Annotated in this window: 7 protein-coding genes and 2 pseudogenes; 3 read left to right on the top strand and 6 right to left on the bottom strand. The window is 60.3% G+C overall.

Features of this window, described 5'->3' with window-relative positions; all coding sequences use genetic code 11:
- Positions 1-15: 15 nt before the first annotated feature.
- Positions 16-4,194 carry an AAA family ATPase gene (locus tag KR227_RS00840; RefSeq protein WP_218363313.1) on the bottom strand — a complete coding sequence of 1,393 codons (4,179 nt, stop codon included), beginning with the start codon at positions 4,192-4,194 and terminating at the stop codon, positions 16-18.
- 351 nt (positions 4,195-4,545) lie between these two features.
- Between KR227_RS00840 and KR227_RS00845 the strand changes: the two genes are divergently transcribed.
- On the top strand, positions 4,546-4,797 hold the full coding sequence (locus tag KR227_RS00845; protein ID WP_218363314.1) for a hypothetical protein: 252 nt from the start codon (positions 4,546-4,548) through the stop codon (positions 4,795-4,797).
- A gap of 213 nt (positions 4,798-5,010) precedes the next feature.
- Here the strand turns inward: KR227_RS00845 and KR227_RS00850 are convergent, their stop codons facing one another.
- The 3 genes from KR227_RS00850 to KR227_RS00860 all read right to left on the bottom strand — a co-directional run bounded on the left by KR227_RS00850 (position 5,011) and on the right by KR227_RS00860 (position 8,618).
- Positions 5,011-5,754: a S1 family peptidase gene (locus KR227_RS00850; RefSeq protein WP_218363315.1), complete on the bottom strand. Its 744-nt coding sequence runs from the start codon at positions 5,752-5,754 to the stop codon at positions 5,011-5,013.
- Between the two features lie 375 nt (positions 5,755-6,129).
- A complete protein-coding gene (locus tag KR227_RS00855; protein WP_218363316.1) occupies positions 6,130-7,755 on the bottom strand; it encodes a PTS ascorbate transporter subunit IIC in 1,626 nt (541 codons plus the stop codon).
- A gap of 41 nt (positions 7,756-7,796) precedes the next feature.
- A complete protein-coding gene (locus KR227_RS00860; RefSeq protein ID WP_218363317.1) occupies positions 7,797-8,618 on the bottom strand; it encodes a PTS sugar transporter subunit IIA in 822 nt (273 codons plus the stop codon).
- 157 nt (positions 8,619-8,775) lie between these two features.
- Here KR227_RS00860 and KR227_RS00865 point away from each other — a divergent pair.
- A pseudogene (locus KR227_RS00865) lies at positions 8,776-13,799 on the top strand (DEAD/DEAH box helicase).
- Positions 13,800-13,802: 3 nt separating this feature from the next.
- Here KR227_RS00865 and KR227_RS00870 read toward each other — a convergent pair.
- Together KR227_RS00870 and KR227_RS00875 are read right to left on the bottom strand one after the other, a co-directional pair.
- Positions 13,803-15,236: a serine hydrolase gene (locus tag KR227_RS00870; RefSeq protein ID WP_218363318.1), complete on the bottom strand. Its 1,434-nt coding sequence runs from the start codon at positions 15,234-15,236 to the stop codon at positions 13,803-13,805.
- A 14-nt stretch (positions 15,237-15,250) separates the two neighbouring features.
- Positions 15,251-16,660: pseudogene (locus KR227_RS00875) on the bottom strand (APC family permease).
- 327 nt (positions 16,661-16,987) lie between these two features.
- On the opposite strand from KR227_RS00875, the gene KR227_RS00885 reads away from it, so the two are divergent.
- Positions 16,988-20,437 carry a proline dehydrogenase family protein gene (locus KR227_RS00885; RefSeq protein ID WP_218363321.1) on the top strand — a complete coding sequence of 1,150 codons (3,450 nt, stop codon included), beginning with the start codon at positions 16,988-16,990 and terminating at the stop codon, positions 20,435-20,437.
- The last annotated feature ends 180 nt before the right edge of the window (positions 20,438-20,617 follow it).

Raw genomic sequence — 20,617 nt, forward strand, 5'->3', positions numbered from 1 at the left:
TGCCTGCCGCTGCGCTTAGGCGCCGCCACTCTCCCACTGTCCTTGGGAGTTGTCTTTCTCTGCGGGCGGGGATGTCGCCTTCTCTGTGGAGTCATCGGCGCTGAGTTTCGCGGCACCCAGCGCGCACAAACGGATGATCCATTGGAGGGTGAACAGAGCGAAAAGGAAAATCAGCAGCATCAAGATGACAGCGGCAATATCCAGCACTCGAGTCCATTCAAACGTAGCTGCAGCCACTCCAATGAACATTATGGCGATCCCCCACTTCAGCGTCACCCGCATCCGCTTCAACGCAGACTTGTGTTTGCGCTGTCGCCGTTGGAGCGTGGTTTCGTTGGGGTCCGCTGCGCGCTGCTGCTCTTCAGGGATAGCTGCGGCGTGGGCCTGGGCTGGCTTCTTCTCGTACGGCTCGTCGTCACCGTCCTTCTCGGGCGCTTGTTTCTTTTTCTCTTTCCCCTCCACGACGGCGTCGTCGCCATCGTCTTTATCGTCTTCCTTGTCGAATCCGCCGGCGTTCCACTCGTTCCGATCTGCATCCTCATCGGCGTCGGCGTCTCGCCCGTGCTCGTCGTCCTCGCTATCAGGAGTGGCTGCTTCGTCCTCCGACTCATCCCAGTCCGAGTCCTCATCATCATTGTCCTCGGCCAGGTGCGTATCGGGCTGCATTCGCAGCGTGTCAGCGAAGGGTTTCGCGGTCCACTGACTATCGTCTCCCTCCGCCTCGGCCGGCTGATGCGTCTCGTCCTCTTCATCGGAGACAGCCCGGCGCGACCGCGATCGAGGCGTGGTGTCGCTGGGGTTGTTCTCCGCTTGGAGTCTGGCGAGCATCGCAGCGAAGGGTTCTTTGCCCTCGGGGGTGTCGGCGCCGCCGTGGCTGCCAACCATGGCGTCATCATTATCGGTGTCGCTGGTCTGCTCGCCGCTCAACGACGTGGCGCTGTTGAAGCTGCTGCGCATCGAGGAGCTAGAGGCGTCGCCACTAGGTACGACACCGCCAAGGTCCATGCGCTCAGACATCGACCCCTCAGACATCGCATTCTCAGCTGTCCAGTCCGCGCTAGCTGGGTCCTCGCGGAGTGCTTCCTCGCTTCCCCACGGCGTATCGGGTTCGGCCTGGAAGTGAGTGCCCTGACCCTGGGTGGTCTCCTCCTCGGATGCGTCTTCTGCCTCCGAGAGGGCGTCCCATGCCGGGGCGAAGTCCCACGCTGTGGTGGCGTAGGTGAACTCTGGGGCGCTGTCCTCCCACGAGTGAACGAGCTCGCCGCGGGCAAGGGCGTCTAGGAATGTGTCGTCGTCGAGATCCTCGACGTTATCGATCAGCTCTGGCTCATCATCGAGTTTCTTCTCCGCCCATGCGGTGAAGTCTCTGGCGAGGATGAGCGGTGTGCCATAGCGCAGGGCGAGGGAGTTTTTGCCGTCGTCCGAATCAAGGTCATCGCTCACGAGCGCGTCGCAGCGGGTTTTGGACACGGCTTGTTTATATTCCAAACCGAGCAGCAGACATAGCTCATCGAGCACAGCCCCGTGTGGCCGGAGTTCTCCATGAACGTAGGTGGAGCCGCGAAACGCCACACGTGCCCCACTATCAAGCAGCTCTGCTGCTTCCTGCGGGCTGAGGACCCGCTGCCGCACCGTATCTGGGGCGGCTGCTTCTCCTGCGTTCTCGCTACGGGTGGCGGGATCATCGTCCGTATTCGCATCGTCGGCACTGGTGGCTGGCTCTGTCTCCGCCGCGGCCATCTCGCTGAGCGCAGCAGCGTCCCACTCCTCGTCACAGTCGCCATCCCATGCAGGCTCGTACGCACTGGTCTCGTTCTCGGCTTCTTTCTGCGTGGGAACGTCAGCCCCAGTCGCCTCACTGGGCGCTTGAGTAGTGTTGTCGCACCAGCTATCGAAAGCCGCGAGATCAATGATCGGGAGACCAAACTCGCGGGCGCGCTTGGCTTTGCGGGAGGTGGAGCTAGGGTCGCCGACGATGAGAACGTCGCACTTTTTGCGGGATACGCCCCAGCGGTGCTCGAGATCATGGGCTGTGCAGAGTTTCTCGAAGTCGCTGTCGGTGCGCTCATCCTCGCTGTTGTAGCCGCAGCCGCTAAACGCCACCCGGGTGCCGGGAACGAGCACGCTGTCGAGGTCGACGGTGCGTGGATCTACCTCGGGCAGCTCGATCTTCGCGCGGGTATTCGGGCGGGTTCGATCGAGGACTTCTCGGCGAAGGGCATAGTCCCACACCCCGCGCGAGATCGCCCATGCAGAAAGCAGCTCGGCGGTTTCTACCACCTCTTTGGCATCCTTCGCCTTGGTGGTGCCGCCGAAGCAGCTGGCCCAGGCGTTATCGGAATCGGTGGCGTGGTCCTGGTCGAGTTTCATCGGCTGCTGCTCGGCCCAGACCGGCTGGTACACCGCGCCTTCGGTGTGCGGGTTGGCTGGAGGTACAAGCACACCGCGTTCGATGGCCATGCCCTTGCGCTTGTGGTGCTCGTACATCTCCAGGCAGCGATCGCGCAGGCTGGTTTTTTCGAGCGTGATACCCAAGTCGGCGCAGTCGTAGCCCACGCCGAGGTTGACGGCGAGACCGCGCTCTTGATGGCGTATGACCCGCTCAAGTACAGCTAGGCGGTCTCCGACCACTAGCCCACCTGCGGCTTGGCGTAGCAGCAGCGGCCAGAAGTCGCTGAGATCGGGGGCTAGGGCGAGCCCGCGTGGCGGCACGTTCATGCGGCTGCCGAACTCCCCGAGATCGCAGTTGGGGTTGATCCAGCTCCCGAAGTCCGCCACGATCTTGCCCTTTTTCGCGATCACCACGTGCATGCGGGCGATGCGATCGGTAATACCCAGGCTCACCCCGTCGAAGGCGATGAACACAAGGCGTTCAGGATCGATGCGGGGGCTGATGTCTCGTCGCACGCGCCGCATCACCGCGTTGCTGGCCTGCAGGTGCTGTGGAGTCACTGCGCTGCTAAAGCGCAGATGCTCCATGTCCACTGCCCGCGACAGCGCCGCATACAACTGCCCGTTGGTGCCCATATTCTCGTGGACGTCTATGACGCAACGAGGAATGGTTGTCCCCTGTGCCTGATACACGGTCATTGCCCAGCCCGCCACGAGCGGGAATTGCGTGACACTGCCCGTCGATTCCGCGCACAGCCGGCCATCCTTCACCGCCGGTCGCGTCACCTCCCAGCGATGGCGCTGAAACTCCACGGTCTCTTCCGAGTGATCAAGACGCACCGTAATCGTTGTCTGCGTGGCATGGGTGACGGTGCCGAAACTACCGTTGTAAAAACGCCCCTCCGGATCGTCGATGAGCACCCGGACCCGCATGCCACGGCCATACCGTAGCTCTTCTACGCCATTGAACGAGTTTTCTCTGGCGTTGCCCTCGTAGTGCGCGCGGGAGACGAGAAGCTGCCCCTCTAGCTTCTTAAGCTGCTGTTTATTGATCTTGTTTACTCGGCGGCTATAGGAGCTCAGCGTCACCCACTCCCCCGTATCCCCCGCGTCATGATCCACGAGGGTGTTCAGCGCGGCCAGCACCCGTGGGCCCGCAGATCCTTCGCGCATCTGGTTGAGGATCTCCACAAAAGTTGCGTCGGTGTGGCGCCAGACTTTGCTCAGGGTGATCCGCTCCAGTTGCAGCGCCGGATACACCACTGCGGAGAAGAAATACGGGGTGGCCCAGCGCTCAAGAAAACCCTCCCGTTCATTTGCTCGGACAACAGGCGGCAGCTGTAGCTCATCCCCCACGAGCACCAACTGCACGCCACCAAAGGGTTGCTTGTTCTCCCGCACGAGGCGCAGCGCTCGGTCCATCATGTCAAAGTGATCGGCCCGCACCATGGAGATCTCATCCACGACCAGCACGTCGATGGCGCGCAGCGTGTCCTGTACCGCTTGCGAGGGGTTCCATGCCCCACCAGGAGCAACATCCTCGGGCCCTATATTCGGCCGGAACCCAAAGACCTTATGGATGGTGTAGCCATGCACCCTGTGTGCGGCCACGTTCGTCGGCGCAGTCACCATCACCGTGGGAACGAAGTCTGCTCCCGCATTGGTGGAAGGCTCGAGGTGCTCGAGATAGAGGCTGAGCAGCGTGGATTTACCGCTTCCGGGTTTTCCGCTAATGAGTACATTTTTCCCCGCGCGGATCGCGTCGAGCGCATAATGAAACTCGGCGGTCATCATAATCGACATGCACAAATCTTTCAGGTCACGATAATAATGCAGAGATTGATTCTAATATCTCCGCACCGGTCTGCCCGGGAAAATCACCACACGAGTTTTTTTACCTTCCTGTTTCGCGCTTATCGACGCCCCTTCCCACCCCGAGGACCAGCACAGTGCAGCCCGCTCACGCTGGGCCGAGACAGAACTAGGGACTGAGAGCCTCGTGGCAGCGTCGTGGAGCAGCCATAAATAATGGCGCCCACCCCACACCTCGCACCTCGCCCGCCGCCTAGGGGCTGCTGTGGCTCACTGGGTGGTTGTCTCTACAGGAAAAGACGAACCACTTTCGCTGCGGTCACAGTGTTTTACCGGTAGCGGGTGAATAAAGCACTCCACAAGAAACAGGAGCGGCAGTATCAAGCCGAACGTACCACCCAAATAGTCTTCGGCATCGTTGCACTGCTCGTCGGTGTCATTCCCGCCTTAGAGTTTATGCCCTTTTTCGGCAACGAATCTGGAGATCCGGCTATCTTCTACTGCCAGATAGGCACGGCTGTGGTGCTCTGTGGTTTTGTCTACTTGTACACACGCAGGAAAAATAGATCGACCAAGAGCAGAGATGAAAGCTAGCGAATAACCGTGAGAGCCTGAAGTGCCGCCTCGCGAATTTCGCTAACGGAACGCCTTAGATCGAGGGCCACACACCCCATAGGGTGACCATTCATCACCCAGCGCTGCTCGCGTGGAAACTCAGACTCATCGTTATATCCGAGGTCGGCGTAGACCAACATCCCCGCCACGGGTTCAACGAAGAACGCGATTCATGGATCAGTCACCGTGATACTAGCTGTAGAGGGTGATGTCGAAGTGTTCAAGAACAGGCGCGATCGATGCAAAGGTCTCACGATCGGGCTCATAATCGCTACCCGAGGATACAAACCCGGCTGCATATAGCTTGTCCTCAATGATCGCGAACGCTGGGCCACCGGAGTCACCATGGTCGGCCGGCGCATGGGCTTCAAACATAAGCTCACTGAACCCCTTGCGGTAGTCCCCGCAGCTAAGGCCAGTACGCCACCCTAGGCGGCAGATCTGGGGGCGGACCTCGTCCATCTGATCGACCGTCAGATATCCCACCAAGGAGGCTGTAAACGGCGGGGTGGAACGCCAGACTGCCTCGGATCGGGACACGTCCACCAGAGCCCAGTCTTTCTTGTTAAGAGTGAATTCAGACTCCACCACCCTGCCGAGAAACGCCTGCTCGCCGTATTCGTTGCGACCGTAGATGTCATCTCCTTGATCGCCACAGTGCCCCGCGGTGATCATGAAGTCTCGGCCTTTAGCGCGCCCGAAAAAGCCCGCGGAACACTCGGTGCCCGCGGCTTTGTTGTACACCTTTACTCCCGGCACCACGGTGGTGGAATCAGAAAGCCACTGCCAATCCGCACTGTTGTGGTAGCGCACTTTGCCCTCGGGCAGCGGGTGGCGTTCCTTCGCAGGGGGTGGCTGCCCTTCTGGGGTGAAGTTCTGGCTCGGAGCTGCAGCGGTGGACTCTGGGTTCGGTGCGGCGTTCGTCGTTGAAGTCACCGTGGTGGTGCGCGTGGACGTAGCAGCAGTGGCCGAGGTGTCCGCGATGTCATTGGCAGGCGAACCATTCCCACATGCTGTAAGCGATAGCGCAAGAACGGTAGTGGCCGCCACAGTAGCTGGACGTTGAAGTATGCCTGGAGACTGAGGATCTCGTTCGGCTAAGAAAGCTTTCATGGAACACTCCGACACAGGCGGCTATTGGATTCAAAGAGGCAGTGCTTTGGCGTCAAAGGCGCACCAGAACAGTGAGGATGAGGGAACCTCGTGACCATCGCTAGGACACAACCCACTTTCCGCAGACGATTTCTGCATAACAGCCTCGGAACGACTATCGGTTCTCATAGCAGCGCTACATGCCTTCGAACCCCATCATCAATCTACCGAAACGTTCTTTCGATTTACCGGCACCGGCGCGCCCTCGGGCGGCAAGATCTTCGGGTACTTCCTCCCGTTTCCTCCACCCGCGGCCTCATTCTGAGCATCACCGCCAGACGCACGCTCCTGACCGCTAGCACCGCCAACGGCCGAGTCCACTGCCCCACCGGCGTTGCGTCCAGGCGCCGGATCCCAGTGGCCGTCCACCAGCCGACGCTGGCATACCCATCCAATTCCAAATAGCGCAGCGCCAAGCACCGCAATGAGCATCAAGCCCAGAGCTCCGCCTCCTCGGGACGACCAGCCCAGAAGCAGTCCCAGCCAGCCGAAGTCGGCATCGCCGAAGGTGGTGTTCTCCTCCCCGAAGGCGCCGAGAACCCCAAGGAGGAACGCCGGCAGGAAGGTGATAAGCAAACCATTAGCGAAGGCACCGCAGACCGCACCGCGACGCCCGCCTACGGCGTTGCCGTAGACGCCGGCGGCACCACCGGTAAAGAAGTGCGGCACGAGTCCAGGCAGGATCAGCGCTGCCCCGAAAGCAGGGTTGAGCCATGCAGAGAGAACACCGAGTCCCACCAAACCGCCGAGGAAGGAGGAGATGAACCCAACCAGCACGGCGTTTTGGGCGTACGGGAACACGATGGGTGCGTCGAGCGCTGGGATGGCTCCGGGCACAACTTTGGCAGCGATTCCTTGGAATGCCGGCACCAATTCACCCAGAATGGTCCGCACACCGAAGAGGATCACGGCCACTGCTACGCCGAACTGCAGGCCTTGGGTGAGCGATTGCATGAGGTAGTTCCCCACCCCCGTCGCTCCATCAGGAAATGCGGTATAGGCTTCTTCAGTTCCGGCCCGTGCGATGAACAAAACCGCAAGCACCACGTACATCAACGCCATAGAGAGTGCTGTGGCCACCATGGAGTCGCGCAGGAACCGCAGTCCCTCAGGCAGATTGAGCTCTTCGGTAGAAGGCGATTGCTTACGTCCCTTCCCGCCCACGGCCTTGGCCACGGATCCAGAAAGCACATAGCCTGCGGTGCCAAAGTGGCCGATAGCAATCGAGTCGTCCCCGGTGATCTTTCGGGTCCATGGGTGTGCGATGGCCGGCAAGGAGACCATGACGATGCCCAACAGCAACGCACCTGCAATCACCACCACCCACGGGGAATACCCCGCCGGGGCAAGCACCATTACCAGCAATGTGGCCATGAACAGCACGTGATGCCCGGTGAGGAACACATACCGCATAGGAGTAAACCGCGCGAGCAGGAGGCTCACAACGAATCCAAGAATCATGATCCACGCGACTTGCCCGCCGAATTGGTCCTGCGCGATTCCCACGATCGCTTCATTGGTAGGTACGACGCCATGTGCACCTGTGGCCCCAGCGATCATGGTGCCGAGTGGCTCGAGCGATGCGGTAACCAGCCCCGCGCCAGCTCCAATGAGGAGGAAGCCAAGAGTGGCTTTGATCGCTCCGCCGAGTACGGTGCCGATTCCGCGCCCCATCGCCGCCAAACCCACGGCGGTGATAATGCCGATGAGGAATGCGGGCACTGACAGGATTTCGTTGACGAGGAAGTTCGCTACATCAAGAGTTATTTGGGTCACTGAACTCATCGGTTATGCCTTTTCGCGCCTTGTGATGTCTTGTCGTAGTGCTAGATGTCGTAGAGCTCGCGTAGGGCGGTGTCTACTTGTTGCGTGGATGTGAAGTCGTCGACCACGTATACCGGCACGCCCACATCGCCGAGGGTTGCCGCGATCGCGCCAGAGGTGAGCAGGAAGTCTGCCTCCCCGGCGCGGCCTTTGGCTGAGATGGTGTCTGTGGCTTCGACGGTGAGATAGGGTGCCCATCCCCACTCTTCGAGCACCTGCTCGAGGGTGTTTTTGAGGAAGAGTGATGTGCCCAGCCCGTTACCGCACACAGTTAGGATCTTCCCTTTGGAAGGCACGGAGTCGGCGCTAGGGGTGTGCTGTCTCGTGTCTTCTGTAGCTGTTCTCACAGGTGTGGTGCCAGCCGGTTTAGGCGCATCGTGTGCCTCGCCATTCAAAATGGCTCGCAGGCTTTCCTCGCTATCGGCACTGTCTAGGTCTTCACGCCGGGTGCGTAGCAGTTTGGCAAAGTCCTTCATCGCCTCAAGGTGGGCACTGGAATCTGTTGCGGCTAGTGCGGCAACGATATGCACAGGGTCGTTGCTGGCGTGGCCAAAACGTACTGGCGTCTCTAGTCGGAGCCATGCGAGAGCGGAGTGTGTCACGGCCTCGCTGGGCCGCGCGTGCGCTAGAGCGAATCCCGGCGCGAGCACGATATAGGGACCGTTGTCTTCCACGCTGCGTACCATCTGCGCGGTGTAGTCAGCGGTGGTCGCACCGGCATCCTCGAGTAACTGCCCAGCTAAGCGTATCGCTTCTTGCCAGTCGTGTGCCTCGCCGTGAAATGCCGTAGCTCCCGGGGCGAGTAGCGTGTCCAAGCCTGCCATGTGCTCTCCCTTCCTCACGTGTCTAGGACTTAGGCTACATCACTGTTTGCCGGCTACTTATCGACGCTCACAGTCACCCCGCCTTTTGTCTCAAATTTGAACCATTGTGGGTGTAAACCTTCTCCCAACGGTAAGACTATTGGCCATAATGGTCCTCATGTCTACCTTCGCTGAGGCCCTCGAGCAGCTCCGTGCCAACCAGCCCAATCCCGCCCGTTATGGCTATGCCTTTGAGCGGTTGATGGTCAATTACATCAAGGCTGATCCGGTGCTGAGCACCGAGTATTCGGAGGTATATCAGTGGTTGGATTGGCCGTACACCAATGGCCGCTCGGATTACGGCATTGATCTGGTGGCCAAGCGTGCCGAGGATGGCGCGTGGACTGCGATCCAGTGCAAGTTCTTTGACGATGCCACCACGCTGTCTAAAAGGCATCTCGATTCTTTCTTTGAGGCCTCGGGGCGTTCCTTCCGCACGGAGTCCGGTGTGGAGCAGTTCGCCAACCGCGTGATTATCTCTACCAAGGATGAGTGGAGTAAGAATGCGGAGTCGATGCTGGAGAATCAGGTTATTCCTGCGGCTCGCATCGGCTTGGCGGATATCGCCCAGTCCCCTATTGATTGGGATCTCACCTTCCCTGGCGACACGGTAGAGATCAACCTCACCAAGAAGGAAACCTTCGAACCGCGCCCGCATCAAGAACGCGCTATTGCTGCGGTGATGGAGGGCTTAGAAACCCACGATCGGGGCAAGCTGATCATGGCTTGCGGCACCGGTAAAACCTTCACCTCGCTGCGTTTGGCCGAGCGGGTTGCCGAGGCCAATGGTGGCCGAGCCCGTGTGTTATTTTTGGTGCCGTCTATCGCGCTGTTGAGTCAGACGATGAAAGAGTGGCTGGCCCAAACCCGCATGGACCTTAAGCCTTATGCGGTGTGCTCTGATTCGAAGGTTTCAAAGAAGGCCGAGGACATCGCGTCCTATGATCTGGAGATTCCCGTCTCTACCAATGGTGCGGCTATCGCGGAGCGTTTCTCCCACGGCCGCCGCGCCGCCGGGCTGCAGGTGATTTTTTCCACCTACCAGTCCATTGAGGCTATTCACGACGCCCAACAGCAGGGTCTCGATGATGTCGATCTCATCATCTGCGACGAGGCCCACCGCACCACCGGTGTCACCCTCGCCCACGAGGATTCCTCGAACTTCGTGAAGGTCCATGATCCGGACTACATCCGCGCCACCAAACGCGTGTACATGACGGCCACCCCGCGGCTGTTCGATCAAACGGTCAAGGACAAGGCCGAGGAACACTCGGCGGAGATCACTTCCATGGACGATGAAGCCGTCTTCGGACCAGAGTTCTTCCGTCTCGGCTTCGGCGATGCCGTCGATCACGGCCTGCTCACCGACTACAAGGTGCTAGTCATGACAGTCGACGAGGATGTCGCCGCCGAGGCTCTGGCTCGGAAAACCGGCACGGAGACCGGCGGCATTAACCTCGCCACGGCCTCCGCCATGATCGGCGTCTGGAATGCCCTAGCCAAACGCTCTGGCACGCTCCAAGGTGGAAAGGCAGGTTTCAGCGCCACCGAAGCACCCATGCACCGTGCCGTGGCCTTCGCCAAGGACATCAAAACCTCCACCACCATTGCCACCACTTTCCCCGCGCTGATCGCCAGCCACCAAGAGCAGCTCCGCGAGAACTCTGCGCTTGACGACGCCGCCCTGCACAACATCGACCTCAGCATCAACGCAGAACACGTTGATGGTTCGATGAACGCCATGCAGCGCAACTCCCGCATTTCCTGGCTGGAGTCCACCATGAACGAACATGAGGCTCGCATCCTCACCAACGCCCGCTGCCTCAGCGAGGGGGTGGATGTGCCGGCACTCGACGCCGTAGCCTTCTTCAATCCTCGCAACTCCATGGTTGATGTGGTCCAATCCGTGGGCCGAGTGATGCGCAAAAAGGAGGGCAAGGACTACGGCTACATCATTCTTCCCGTGGCGGTTCCCCCGAACACGTCGCCGTCGCAGGCGCTCAACGACAACACCCGCTTCAAGGTCGTGTGGCAGATCCTCAATGCGCTCCGCGCCCACGATGAGCGCTTCAACGCCAAGATCAACTCCATCGCGCTCAACTCCCCAGCCGACACACTGGATGCTGAGGCAAAGAACGGTGCCGAGGCGCTGCCTTTAGAAGTCGATCACGTTAGCAGCACCCGCGAGATGATCAACGAGACAAACACCGCCGCTGACTCCGCGAGCAGCGAGGAGGGCGTCACTGAATCCACTCTGGCGTTGTTCTCCCTCGAGCAGTGGGAAGAGGCCATGTATGTCAAAGTGGTTGATAAGGTTGGCTCCCGCACCTACTGGGAAGACTGGGCAGACGATGTCGCCGCCATCGCGCAATCTCAAACCGAGCGCATCACCAAGCTGCTAGCTATCGCAGACGTCAGCATTAAGGAAGAGTTCGATCACTTCCTCGCCGGTCTGCGAGGCAACCTCAATGATGCGATCACCACCGAAGAAGCCATCAGCATGCTCTCGCAGCATCTGATCACCGCCCCGGTATTCAACGCGCTCTTCAGCGAGCATGACTTCGCCCAACACAACCCAGTCTCTCGAGTGATGCAACGCATGGTCGACGCGCTCGAAGGCGCCAATCTTGACGCGGAAACAGAGTCCCTGCACCGCTTTTATGATTCCGTGCGGGTACGAGCCAGCGAAGTCACCTCCGCCTCCGGCAAGCAACAGGTGGTCAAGGAGCTCTACGAAAAGTTCTTCCGCAAAGCCTTTAAGAAGCAATCAGAGGCCCTCGGCATCGTCTATACCCCGGTAGAGATTGTCGATTTCATCCTCCGTAGCGCCAATGAGCTGTCTACCACACACTTCGGGAAGGGCTTGAGTGATCCAGGCGTGCATGTGCTCGATCCCTTTACCGGCACCGGTACCTTCATGGTGCGGCTGCTGCAGTCTGGACTCATCCAGCCCGAGGACTTGGCTCGTAAATACGCCACTGAGCTCCACGCCACCGAGATCATGTTGCTCGCCTACTATGTGGCCGCCGTGAATATCGAATCCACCTATAACGCCCTCAAGGCAGAAGAAGCACGGCGCAACAACGAGCCTGAACCAGAGTTCGTCCCCTTCGAAGGCATTGCACTGGCCGATACCTTCCAGATCACCGAAGAAGACGACACCCTCGATCTGGATTATTTCAAAGACAACAACGCCGCTATACAGCGGCAGATGGACGCACCCATCCACGTGATCGTGGGCAATCCGCCCTACTCCGTAGGCCAAACCAGCGCCAACGACAACAACCAAAACCTCAAGTACCCAACCCTCGACGCCCGTATCGCCGAAACCTACGCGGGTAGATCCACCGCGACCAATAAAAATAGCCTCTACGACTCGTACCTGCGGGCCTTCCGCTGGGCAACCGATCGCATCGGCGAGCGCGGCATCGTCGCCTTCGTATCCAATGGTGGCTGGATTAACGGCAACACCGCCGACGGCGTGCGCCTATCGATGGCTGAGGACTTTAGCTACATCTACGTCTTCAACCTGCGAGGCAACCAACGCACGGCCGGCGAGCTTTCCCGCAAGGAGGGCGGCAAGGTTTTCGGTTCTGGCAGCCGCAACACCGTAGCTATCACCATTGGCATCAAGGACCCCACCGCCTCTGGCTGCACCATCCACTACCGCGATATCGGCGACTACCTTAGTGCTGAGCACAAGCTCGAGATCGTCGAACATTCCTCCCCTGCCACTATCGACTGGACCACGATCACCCCCAACAATCACGGCGACTGGCTCAACCAGCGCGACGAGGACTTCGGAAAATGGCCCGTTATTGGCTATAAAGGAAGCTCCGAATCGTCACGGTTTTTTAATATCTATTCTGCTGGGCTTAAATCTGGCCGGGACCCATGGTGCTATAACTATGCTGGCGACAAAATCGAAACCAATATGCGCCAGCTCATCGACATTTACAATGATGTCCGCGCCGCGTTCCATTCATGGGCCAAAGACCACAACCTCACTAAGCCTAAAGAGTCGGACGTAACACGCTTCCTCACCACGGAGGCGCCTGACCGAGCCAATAATATTTCCTGGAATCAGAGTCTCAAACAGCAGTGTGCCCGCGACTACTCGATTACGTACGCACCTCAGAGCAAGAGGCGCTCGCTCTACCGCCCCTTCTCCAACCAAGTGTGCTACTTCGATTCTGCGGTCAACGATAGGTTGTACCAGCTCCCCTCGATGTTCCCCACCCCAGGGCACGACAACATCGGTTTTGGCATTTCTGGCCGTGGATCCTCGGCCCCGTTCACCGCTCTTGGTTCCGATAAAGTAGTTGATCTCGTCGGTATCGCTGGCGCTGGCAATCCAATTCAATTCTTCCCCCGCTGGACTTGGGAGCCGGTTGATGCGCCAGAGGGTGAGCTTGATTTGATGGGAGCTATGGCATCGGATCACTCAGAGGCCGTGCCGGGCTGTGAGGGCGAGATCCTCGATGGGTACCGGCGGGTGGATAACATCACCGATGAGATCCTCGCCGTGTACCAGAAAGCGATCGGCGAGGATGTGATTAAGGACGATATTTTCTATTTCGTCTATGGGAAGTTGCATGATCCCTCCTACCGCGAGACCTATGCGGCAGACCTGAAGAAAATGCTGCCCCATATTGAGACGCCGAGCTCTCGGGCTCGCTTTGACCAGCTCGCTACCGCAGGCCGGAAGCTCATGGATCTCCACGTGAACTATGAGCAGGTTGAGCCTTGGCCAGTGAAACAGGGGGGGGGGGGAAGAACTCTGCCGATCTGTCTTCGCGTGAGGCATGGCGGGTGCAGAAGATGAAGTGGGCCAAGGTCCGCGACCCAGAGACGAACAAGTTGGTTAATGACACCACAACGATCATCTATAACAAGCACCTGACTATTTCCGGCATTCCCGAAGATGCGGAGCGCTACCAGCTCGGCTCCCGTTCGGCACTGGCGTGGATCATTGACCGCTACCAAGTGAAGAAGGACAAGAACTCCGGCATCATCAACGACCCCAATGATTGGGCGGATGAGCAGGAGGATCCTCGCTACATTGTGGATTTGATCGCCAAGGTTACTCGCGTCGCTGTAGAGACCGTGCGGATTGTCGATTCGCTCAGCGATAACGCGTAGTAGCTAGTGCACTGATCCTGAGCCGCCGGGCTTGTACAGGGTTAGGGCCGACACCTCGCCGGTGGGGTTGAGTAGCATGCGCAGCACAGTCTCCGGCTGGGCTCTGAGCGTCCAGCGCGCCTCGGTGGGGCTCATCCAGCGCAGATCCTCCAAAGGGTTACTCTCGCAGCCTTCAAGGCATGCCTGCTGCAGGATCTCGCGTCGGGCGCTGCGTTCTGTGTCGAGGTCCATGTTGAGTGCGAAGAGCTCATCGGCAAGGCTATCGTCCCAGGTGTGGATGAGCTGTTCCACTTTTCTGGCGCTAGCCAGTGCTTGCTCGCTTACTGAGATGGATTCAACCACTGGGCACATCCCTTTGAAGGGTGTTTGGCTGCGCTGATATCCGATCTCGTCGAGCCAGTAGTAGAGAATTTCCTCGGCGTATTTCTGGGCTGGGTAGTAGGTGATGTTGCCTGCGAGCACCACCCCGAGTTCTGTGGCTGGGTGCCACAGCATATGGGAGCCGAAGCCGGGATAGCCGCCAGAGTGGAACACAAACCGGCCGTACTGTTCATCCTCGCGCACGTGCAGCCCGTAGCCATAGGCGTCCGCTACTGCGCGCCCATTCATTGTTGTGACCTTCTCGAGGTTTGCGATGTGTTGCTGCTCGTAGTGCACCGCGGGCCAACCAGTTGTGTGGCTCTTCCATGCGGTGATCATCTGCTGCACCCAACGGGCGAGATCGTTCATGGTGGCGCACAGCCCGCCAATGGGCGAGAACGCACCGGGGCCGGTGGGGATTACCTCGATTAACTTGTTAGGGCGACAGCGGTGCAAGCCCCTCACGAGAGTGTTGGGGGCAAGCGACGTGGCGTCGAAAAGCGACTGGCGTAGGCCGCTGGGACCTAAGATATGTTGCTCGACGATATCGGTGAAGGGTTGGCCCGTGGCGTATTCAATAGCCCGGCCGATGAGGGCGTAGCCAAAGTTAGAGTAGGTGTAGGTGCTACTGGGGTCGGCGCTGAGCAGCAGCGGCGAGCTGGCAAGCTCGATGAACTCTTCGCGGCTCATGGCTTCGACGCGGTCTGCCCAAGTGTCATCGGTAGGAAGGCCGGAGGCCATGCTGAGCAGTTGGCGGATGGTGACGGCGGTGATACTCGCATCCGCGCCAGGGATGAACTGCCCCACTGTCGTCTCGAGAGTAACAGGGTTGGTGGCGGGGATGAGGCCGTGGATGACGCCAAGCATCGCACTGGCAGTGAAGGATTTGGTGATCGAGGCGACGCGGAAGATGTCATCGGCGTTGTCGGCGGCTGGGATGCTTCGACCGTTGATCAGCGCCCAGCCGGTGTGGGTGGCGCCGGTCTCCTTCCGCGAGCCAGCGATGATCTCCGCAGCGTGCGCGGGAAGCGCCTCGGGGGTGGGAAGATGCGCGGTGGTGTGTTGTCTCGACTCCATAGGTGTCCTCACACTTAATTCTGATCGTGGGAGCTGCCCGTGGTGCGGTGACGAAGCTGGTGGTAGCTATCGCCCAGCATCGCCCCGAGCGCGTCGTGATCCTCCAATCTAGTAGAGAACGCATAAAGGGCACCGCCAAGTAGCAGCCACACGCCAAGGATGATGTATTCGGCAGGCCAGACCAGCGTGGCTGGAGTACCTGGTAGCAGAGCCCACACCACAATCAGGATGGCGCCCACGGCCCCGATGGCAGGCAGCCACGACAGCTTAGACACATAAGGCCGCTGCATCTGTGGATACTTTTTAGGCAAGGTGTATTTGGCCCACACGACCATCAGCCACACCACGCCGAGATACACCCCACCGGTATCGAGGAACCACACCACCGCGCCTGGTCCAAGCCAGCCCAAAGCGAGGGTGACGATGGTGGTAAACAGCAGTGCCACGGTGGGGGTTTTGTGTACGGGGTGGACGTGCGCGAGCGCACTGGGCAACAGTTGGGCACGGCCCATAGCTAAGAGGATGCGAGAGGACGCAACAAACAGCCCAAGGAAGCTGGTGAGTAACCCGAAAATGGCGATAGCGTAGCCGCCCATGGCGAGAGTGGGATGGCCGGCCTCAGTAAACGCAGAGATGGTGCCCAGGCGCATCACGGCGATGTGCTGCCACGGGTACACCCACGCGGTGGCAGCGAGAACGAGGAGGTAGAAACTACCGGCACCGAGAACGGTAACGAGCACAGCCACACCGATACGCTTGGGAGGAAGATCGGCGTCCTCAGCGAGCACCGCCACCAGCCCGAAACCGGCCATGAATGTCATGGCGGGGATGACAAACCTCAGCACATCAGTGATCGCGGTGGAATCAGATTTGAAGGCCGGGAAGAAGTTATCCACCGAGCCGGTGCCAAAGCCCACCACAATCAACGCTGTACCGACGATGATGATGCCGAAAAACAACAATAGCTGGACTTGGGCACCGAGCTTTACCCCGAACCAGTTAAGCGCCAAGTAGACGAGAGTGAGCGCGAGGCCGATGAGCAGCACCGGAAGGTAGACGGTCACGCCGTTGATCTCATAGAGCGGCACAGTGTTAATGGCGGGAATGAACTCGCCCAGCAGGAAGCCGAAGGCGGTGACCTAAAACGCTAAGGAGGATACATAGGCCCCGAGGAGCATCCAGCTGGCTACGAAAGCAGCCCGACGCCCGAGGACGGTGTAGGCGAACACCACTTCCCCACCGGCTCGGGGAAAAGCTGTGGTCAGCTCCGCATAGGCGATGGCCACACACGCGGCGAGACCGCAGCCGATGGCAAGGCCCAAAAGCACCCCGCCGGCCCCATAGTCAGCGAAGAATAGGGAGTTGGTATAAATCCAGCTCGACCCCACCACTCCGGCGACACCGAAGGCGATGAGCTGCCAGATAGAAAGGCTCTTTTTTAGATCATTCCTATCGCTTCCTCATTCACATGTATTCGGTGATATCGGGGAATCCGCCACAGGGGTGGGCCTGTGGCGCTTTCTCCTTGAAAACCTTTTTAGCAAAAGCTGTGTTCACCTGCAGCGCGGCTGCAGCTCAGCTACGCGCTGGTGGGCGGCTAGATGGCGTCGATAAGCGAAGCCGAAAAAACCCTCCCAGAACAGCGGGGCGTACTGCTACGCTGGGGCCCACTATCCACTCGCGTGACACGGCCCACCCAATGCCGGTCAAGTGTTTTGTACCCGACACACAGAGAGGACGTGGGGCACACCATGCCAATCCGCCTGAATGATGACCTTGAGCAGATCACCGACAGCGCTATTGCGCGGGCGCAACGGTGGATGCGCGAAGCCGAGAACGCGTCGGTAAGCAGCAAGGAAGCGAAAAACACCGAGCTTTTATCCGAGATGGTGCGCTCTGAGGGCGGCATTGACTTCACCATGGGGTTTGTGGACCGGGTGGCACGGCCGGAAGATAATGCGGTGTCGGCGCGGGAGCTCAACCGGCTCGCGAGCCCGCTTGATGCGCAGCGGCGCACGCAGAACGCGATTCCGGACTTTATGGGCGTGGTGAATAAGTCGCTGATCACCGCCGGCTCCCTTCTCGCCCCGGCAATGCCGCATGTTGCTATGCCGATCGCGCGCGCCAAGCTACGCCAGATGGTGGGCCACCTGGTATTTGATGCCCAAGGATCGAAGCTGGATAAGCTGCTCGATCGCGCCGCAGAGCAGGGCTTTCAGCTGAATGTGAACCTGCTTGGCGAGGCCGTGCTGGGTGAAAAGGAAGCGGATAGACGCCTAGAGCGCACCCTTGAGCTGCTGCAGAATCCGAAGGTCACCTACGTCTCCATTAAGGCCTCCGCGGTGGTCTCGCAGCTGAACCACTGGGACTTTGAAGGCTCGGTCGAGGCGCTCAAAGACAAAATCCGGCCGCTGTATCGCGCCGCGCAAGAACGCGCCGATCGGCCCTTTATCAACCTCGACATGGAGGAATACAAGGACCTCGAGCTCACGCTGCGGCTCTTTACCGAGCTCATGGCCGAAGAGGAGTTCCACGATCTCGAAACCGGCATCGTGATTCAGGCCTATCTGCCGGACTCGGTGGGCGCGCTGGAACAACTGGTCACCTTCGCCCGCGAGCGCGTGGCCAACGGTGGCGCGCCGATTAAGGTGCGCATCGTCAAGGGCGCAAACCTCTCCATGGAGCGCGTGGAGGCCGAGCTGCACGACTGGCCGCAGGCGCCGTATATGAGCAAGGCCGAGGTGGACGCCAACTATCTTCGCCTGCTGGACTATGTGCTGACTGAGGACAACGCCGATGCCATTCGCATCGGTGTGGCCAGCCACAACCTCTACACCCTCGCCACCGCCATCGAGCTAGCGGATAAGCGCGGGGTGAGCCGGCAGCTCGATATCGAAATGCTCCAAGGCATGGCCCCGGCCCAAAGCCGCGTGGTGCAGCGCGACGCTGGGCGCATCATCCTCTACACCCCGGTGGTGCACAAGGAAGACTTCGATGTGGCCATCTCTTATCTGGTGCGCCGGTTGGAGGAAAACGGCGAGCCGCAGAACTTTATCTATGCGATGTTCGCCCCTGATGTCGAAGGGCCCGACCAGCACACCCCCTTAGAGCAACAAGAGCAGCGCTATCTCGACGCGGTGCGGGAGCGCTGGGAGGTGCGCGATAGCGCGCGGCGCACCCAAAACCGCGCCGAGAACACCGAGGCCCAGCTGGGTCATGACGGGCATTTCCACAACGAGCCCGACACAGATCCCGCCCTCGCGGCCAACCGCGCCTGGGCGTTGGCAGCACTCGCTCAGGATCCAGGTGCGCCGGTGTCTGAATTGATCACCGATCCTGCGGTGATTGATCAGGCTGTCGCCCGTGCCCAACAGGCGCATGAGGCGTGGGCTGCGCGTTCTGGGGCGGAGCGCGCCGAGGTGCTCGACCGCGCCGCTGAAGCGCTGGGACGCTACCGCGGACAGCTAATTTCTGTGGCAGCGCACGAGGCTGGCAAAACTGTCGACCAAGCCGATCCGGAGATCTCCGAGGCCATCGACTTCGCCCGCTACTACGCAGAATCTGCTCGGGCGATCGACGCGCACTCCGGTGCACAGTTCACGCCCTACTCAGTAGTGGTGGTGACCCCACCGTGGAACTTCCCCATCGCCATTCCCATGGGCGGGGTCTTCGCCGCGCTGGCGGCAGGCTCCGCGGTGATCATCAAGCCCGCGCCACAGGCCTTGCGCTGCGCTGAGGTGGCGGTCGAGGCCCTGCGCGAGGCCGGCATCGGCGAGGACATTCTGCAACTGGTCAATGCCGATGAGGACGAGGCCGGCAAGCGGCTGATCGCGCACGAGGATGTAGAGTCGGTGATTCTCACCGGCGCCTCCGATACCGCAGAGCTCTTCCGCTCGTGGAAGCCGGAGATGGTGATCAACGCCGAGACCTCAGGAAAGAACGCGCTGATCATCACCCCCGCCGCCGATCCTGATCTAGCGGTATCGGATCTCTATCACTCCGCCTTCGGCCACGCCGGGCAGAAATGCTCCGCCGCCTCCCTTGCCATTCTGGTGGGCAGCGCGGGGAAGTCCGAGCGCATCATCAACCAGTTGGTCGATGCCGTCTCTACCCTCAAGGTGGGTGTGGGCACCGATATCTCCACCACCATGAACGGGCTCATCGAAGCACCCAATGAGAAACTTCTGCGCGGGCTGACCACCCTCGAACCGGGCGAGCGCTGGCTGATTAAACCACGCAAGCTCAACAAGGAGGGCACGCTGTGGAGCCCCGGTATCCGCGATAACGTCCAACCCGGCTCCTGGTATCACACCCACGAATGCTTCGGGCCGGTGCTCGGCATCATGCGGGCCCGCGATCTCGACGAGGCCATCGAGTGGCAAAACTCCACCGGCTATGGCCTGACCGGCGGGCTCCACTCCCTCGACGAGGAGGAAATCCGGTACTGGGTGGAGCATGTGGAAGTCGGCAACGCCTATGTCAATCGCGGTATCACCGGCGCGATCGTGCAACGCCAGTCCTTCGGCGGATGGAAGAAATCCGCGCTCGGCGCCGGAGCCAAGGCCGGCGGCCCGAACTACGTGGCCCAGCAGGGCGTGTGGAGCGAGACCGAGGCAGTCGAGGTGCCGCCGGTATCCCTCGAGCCGAGCATCAACCGGGCACTGCGCGATATCGCAGAACGCGCCCACGATGGGCGCTTGGATCTTAACGCCGCCGATCTGGAGTGGCTGCGTCGTGCCGCCCACTCGGATCAGTACTGGTGGGAGCGGGAGTTTGGTCGCACCCACGATCGCACTGGGCTGCAATCCGAGAGCAATATCTTCCGCTACCGGCCGCTACTCGAGCCGCTGCAGGTGCACCTCGGTGCTGGCTGGAGGCTACGGGATCTGCTGCGTATTCACCTCGGCGCACTACGCACCGGCACCACTGTGGTCGTCACCGGCGATGCCGAGGCGACAGCTGTGGCCCGCGCCGCAGGGCTGAGCGCCCAAGAAAGCGAGCAGGTAGCGCAGCTGCGGGTCCGCGTGCTCGGTGAGCCGAGTGACGCGATGCGCGAGCACGCCGTGCGCTTGGGCGCCACCCTGCTCACAGCGCCGGTACTCTCCGATGGCCGCCGCGAGCTGCTGCCGCTGCTACTGGAGCAGGCGGTGTCTATTACCACCCACCGTTTCGGTCATCTCACCCCCAACCCGCTGGGATAGATACCCGAGCTAGTCGAGGGGGATCCCACGGTTGCACGGCGGGTCCGGTGCCATAGTGGCGCGGGCCCGCCTGTGCATGTGTCGATGGAAGGCCCGTGAGGAAGTCCCGTGGTGACAGTCCGTGATGAGGGCCCCGAGCACAACGTACCGCTTCCCTGCTCTCGCGACTCCACGTATCCG

This window comes from Corynebacterium sp. TAE3-ERU30, assembly GCF_019209925.1.
Classification (GTDB): domain Bacteria; phylum Actinomycetota; class Actinomycetes; order Mycobacteriales; family Mycobacteriaceae; genus Corynebacterium; species Corynebacterium megadyptis.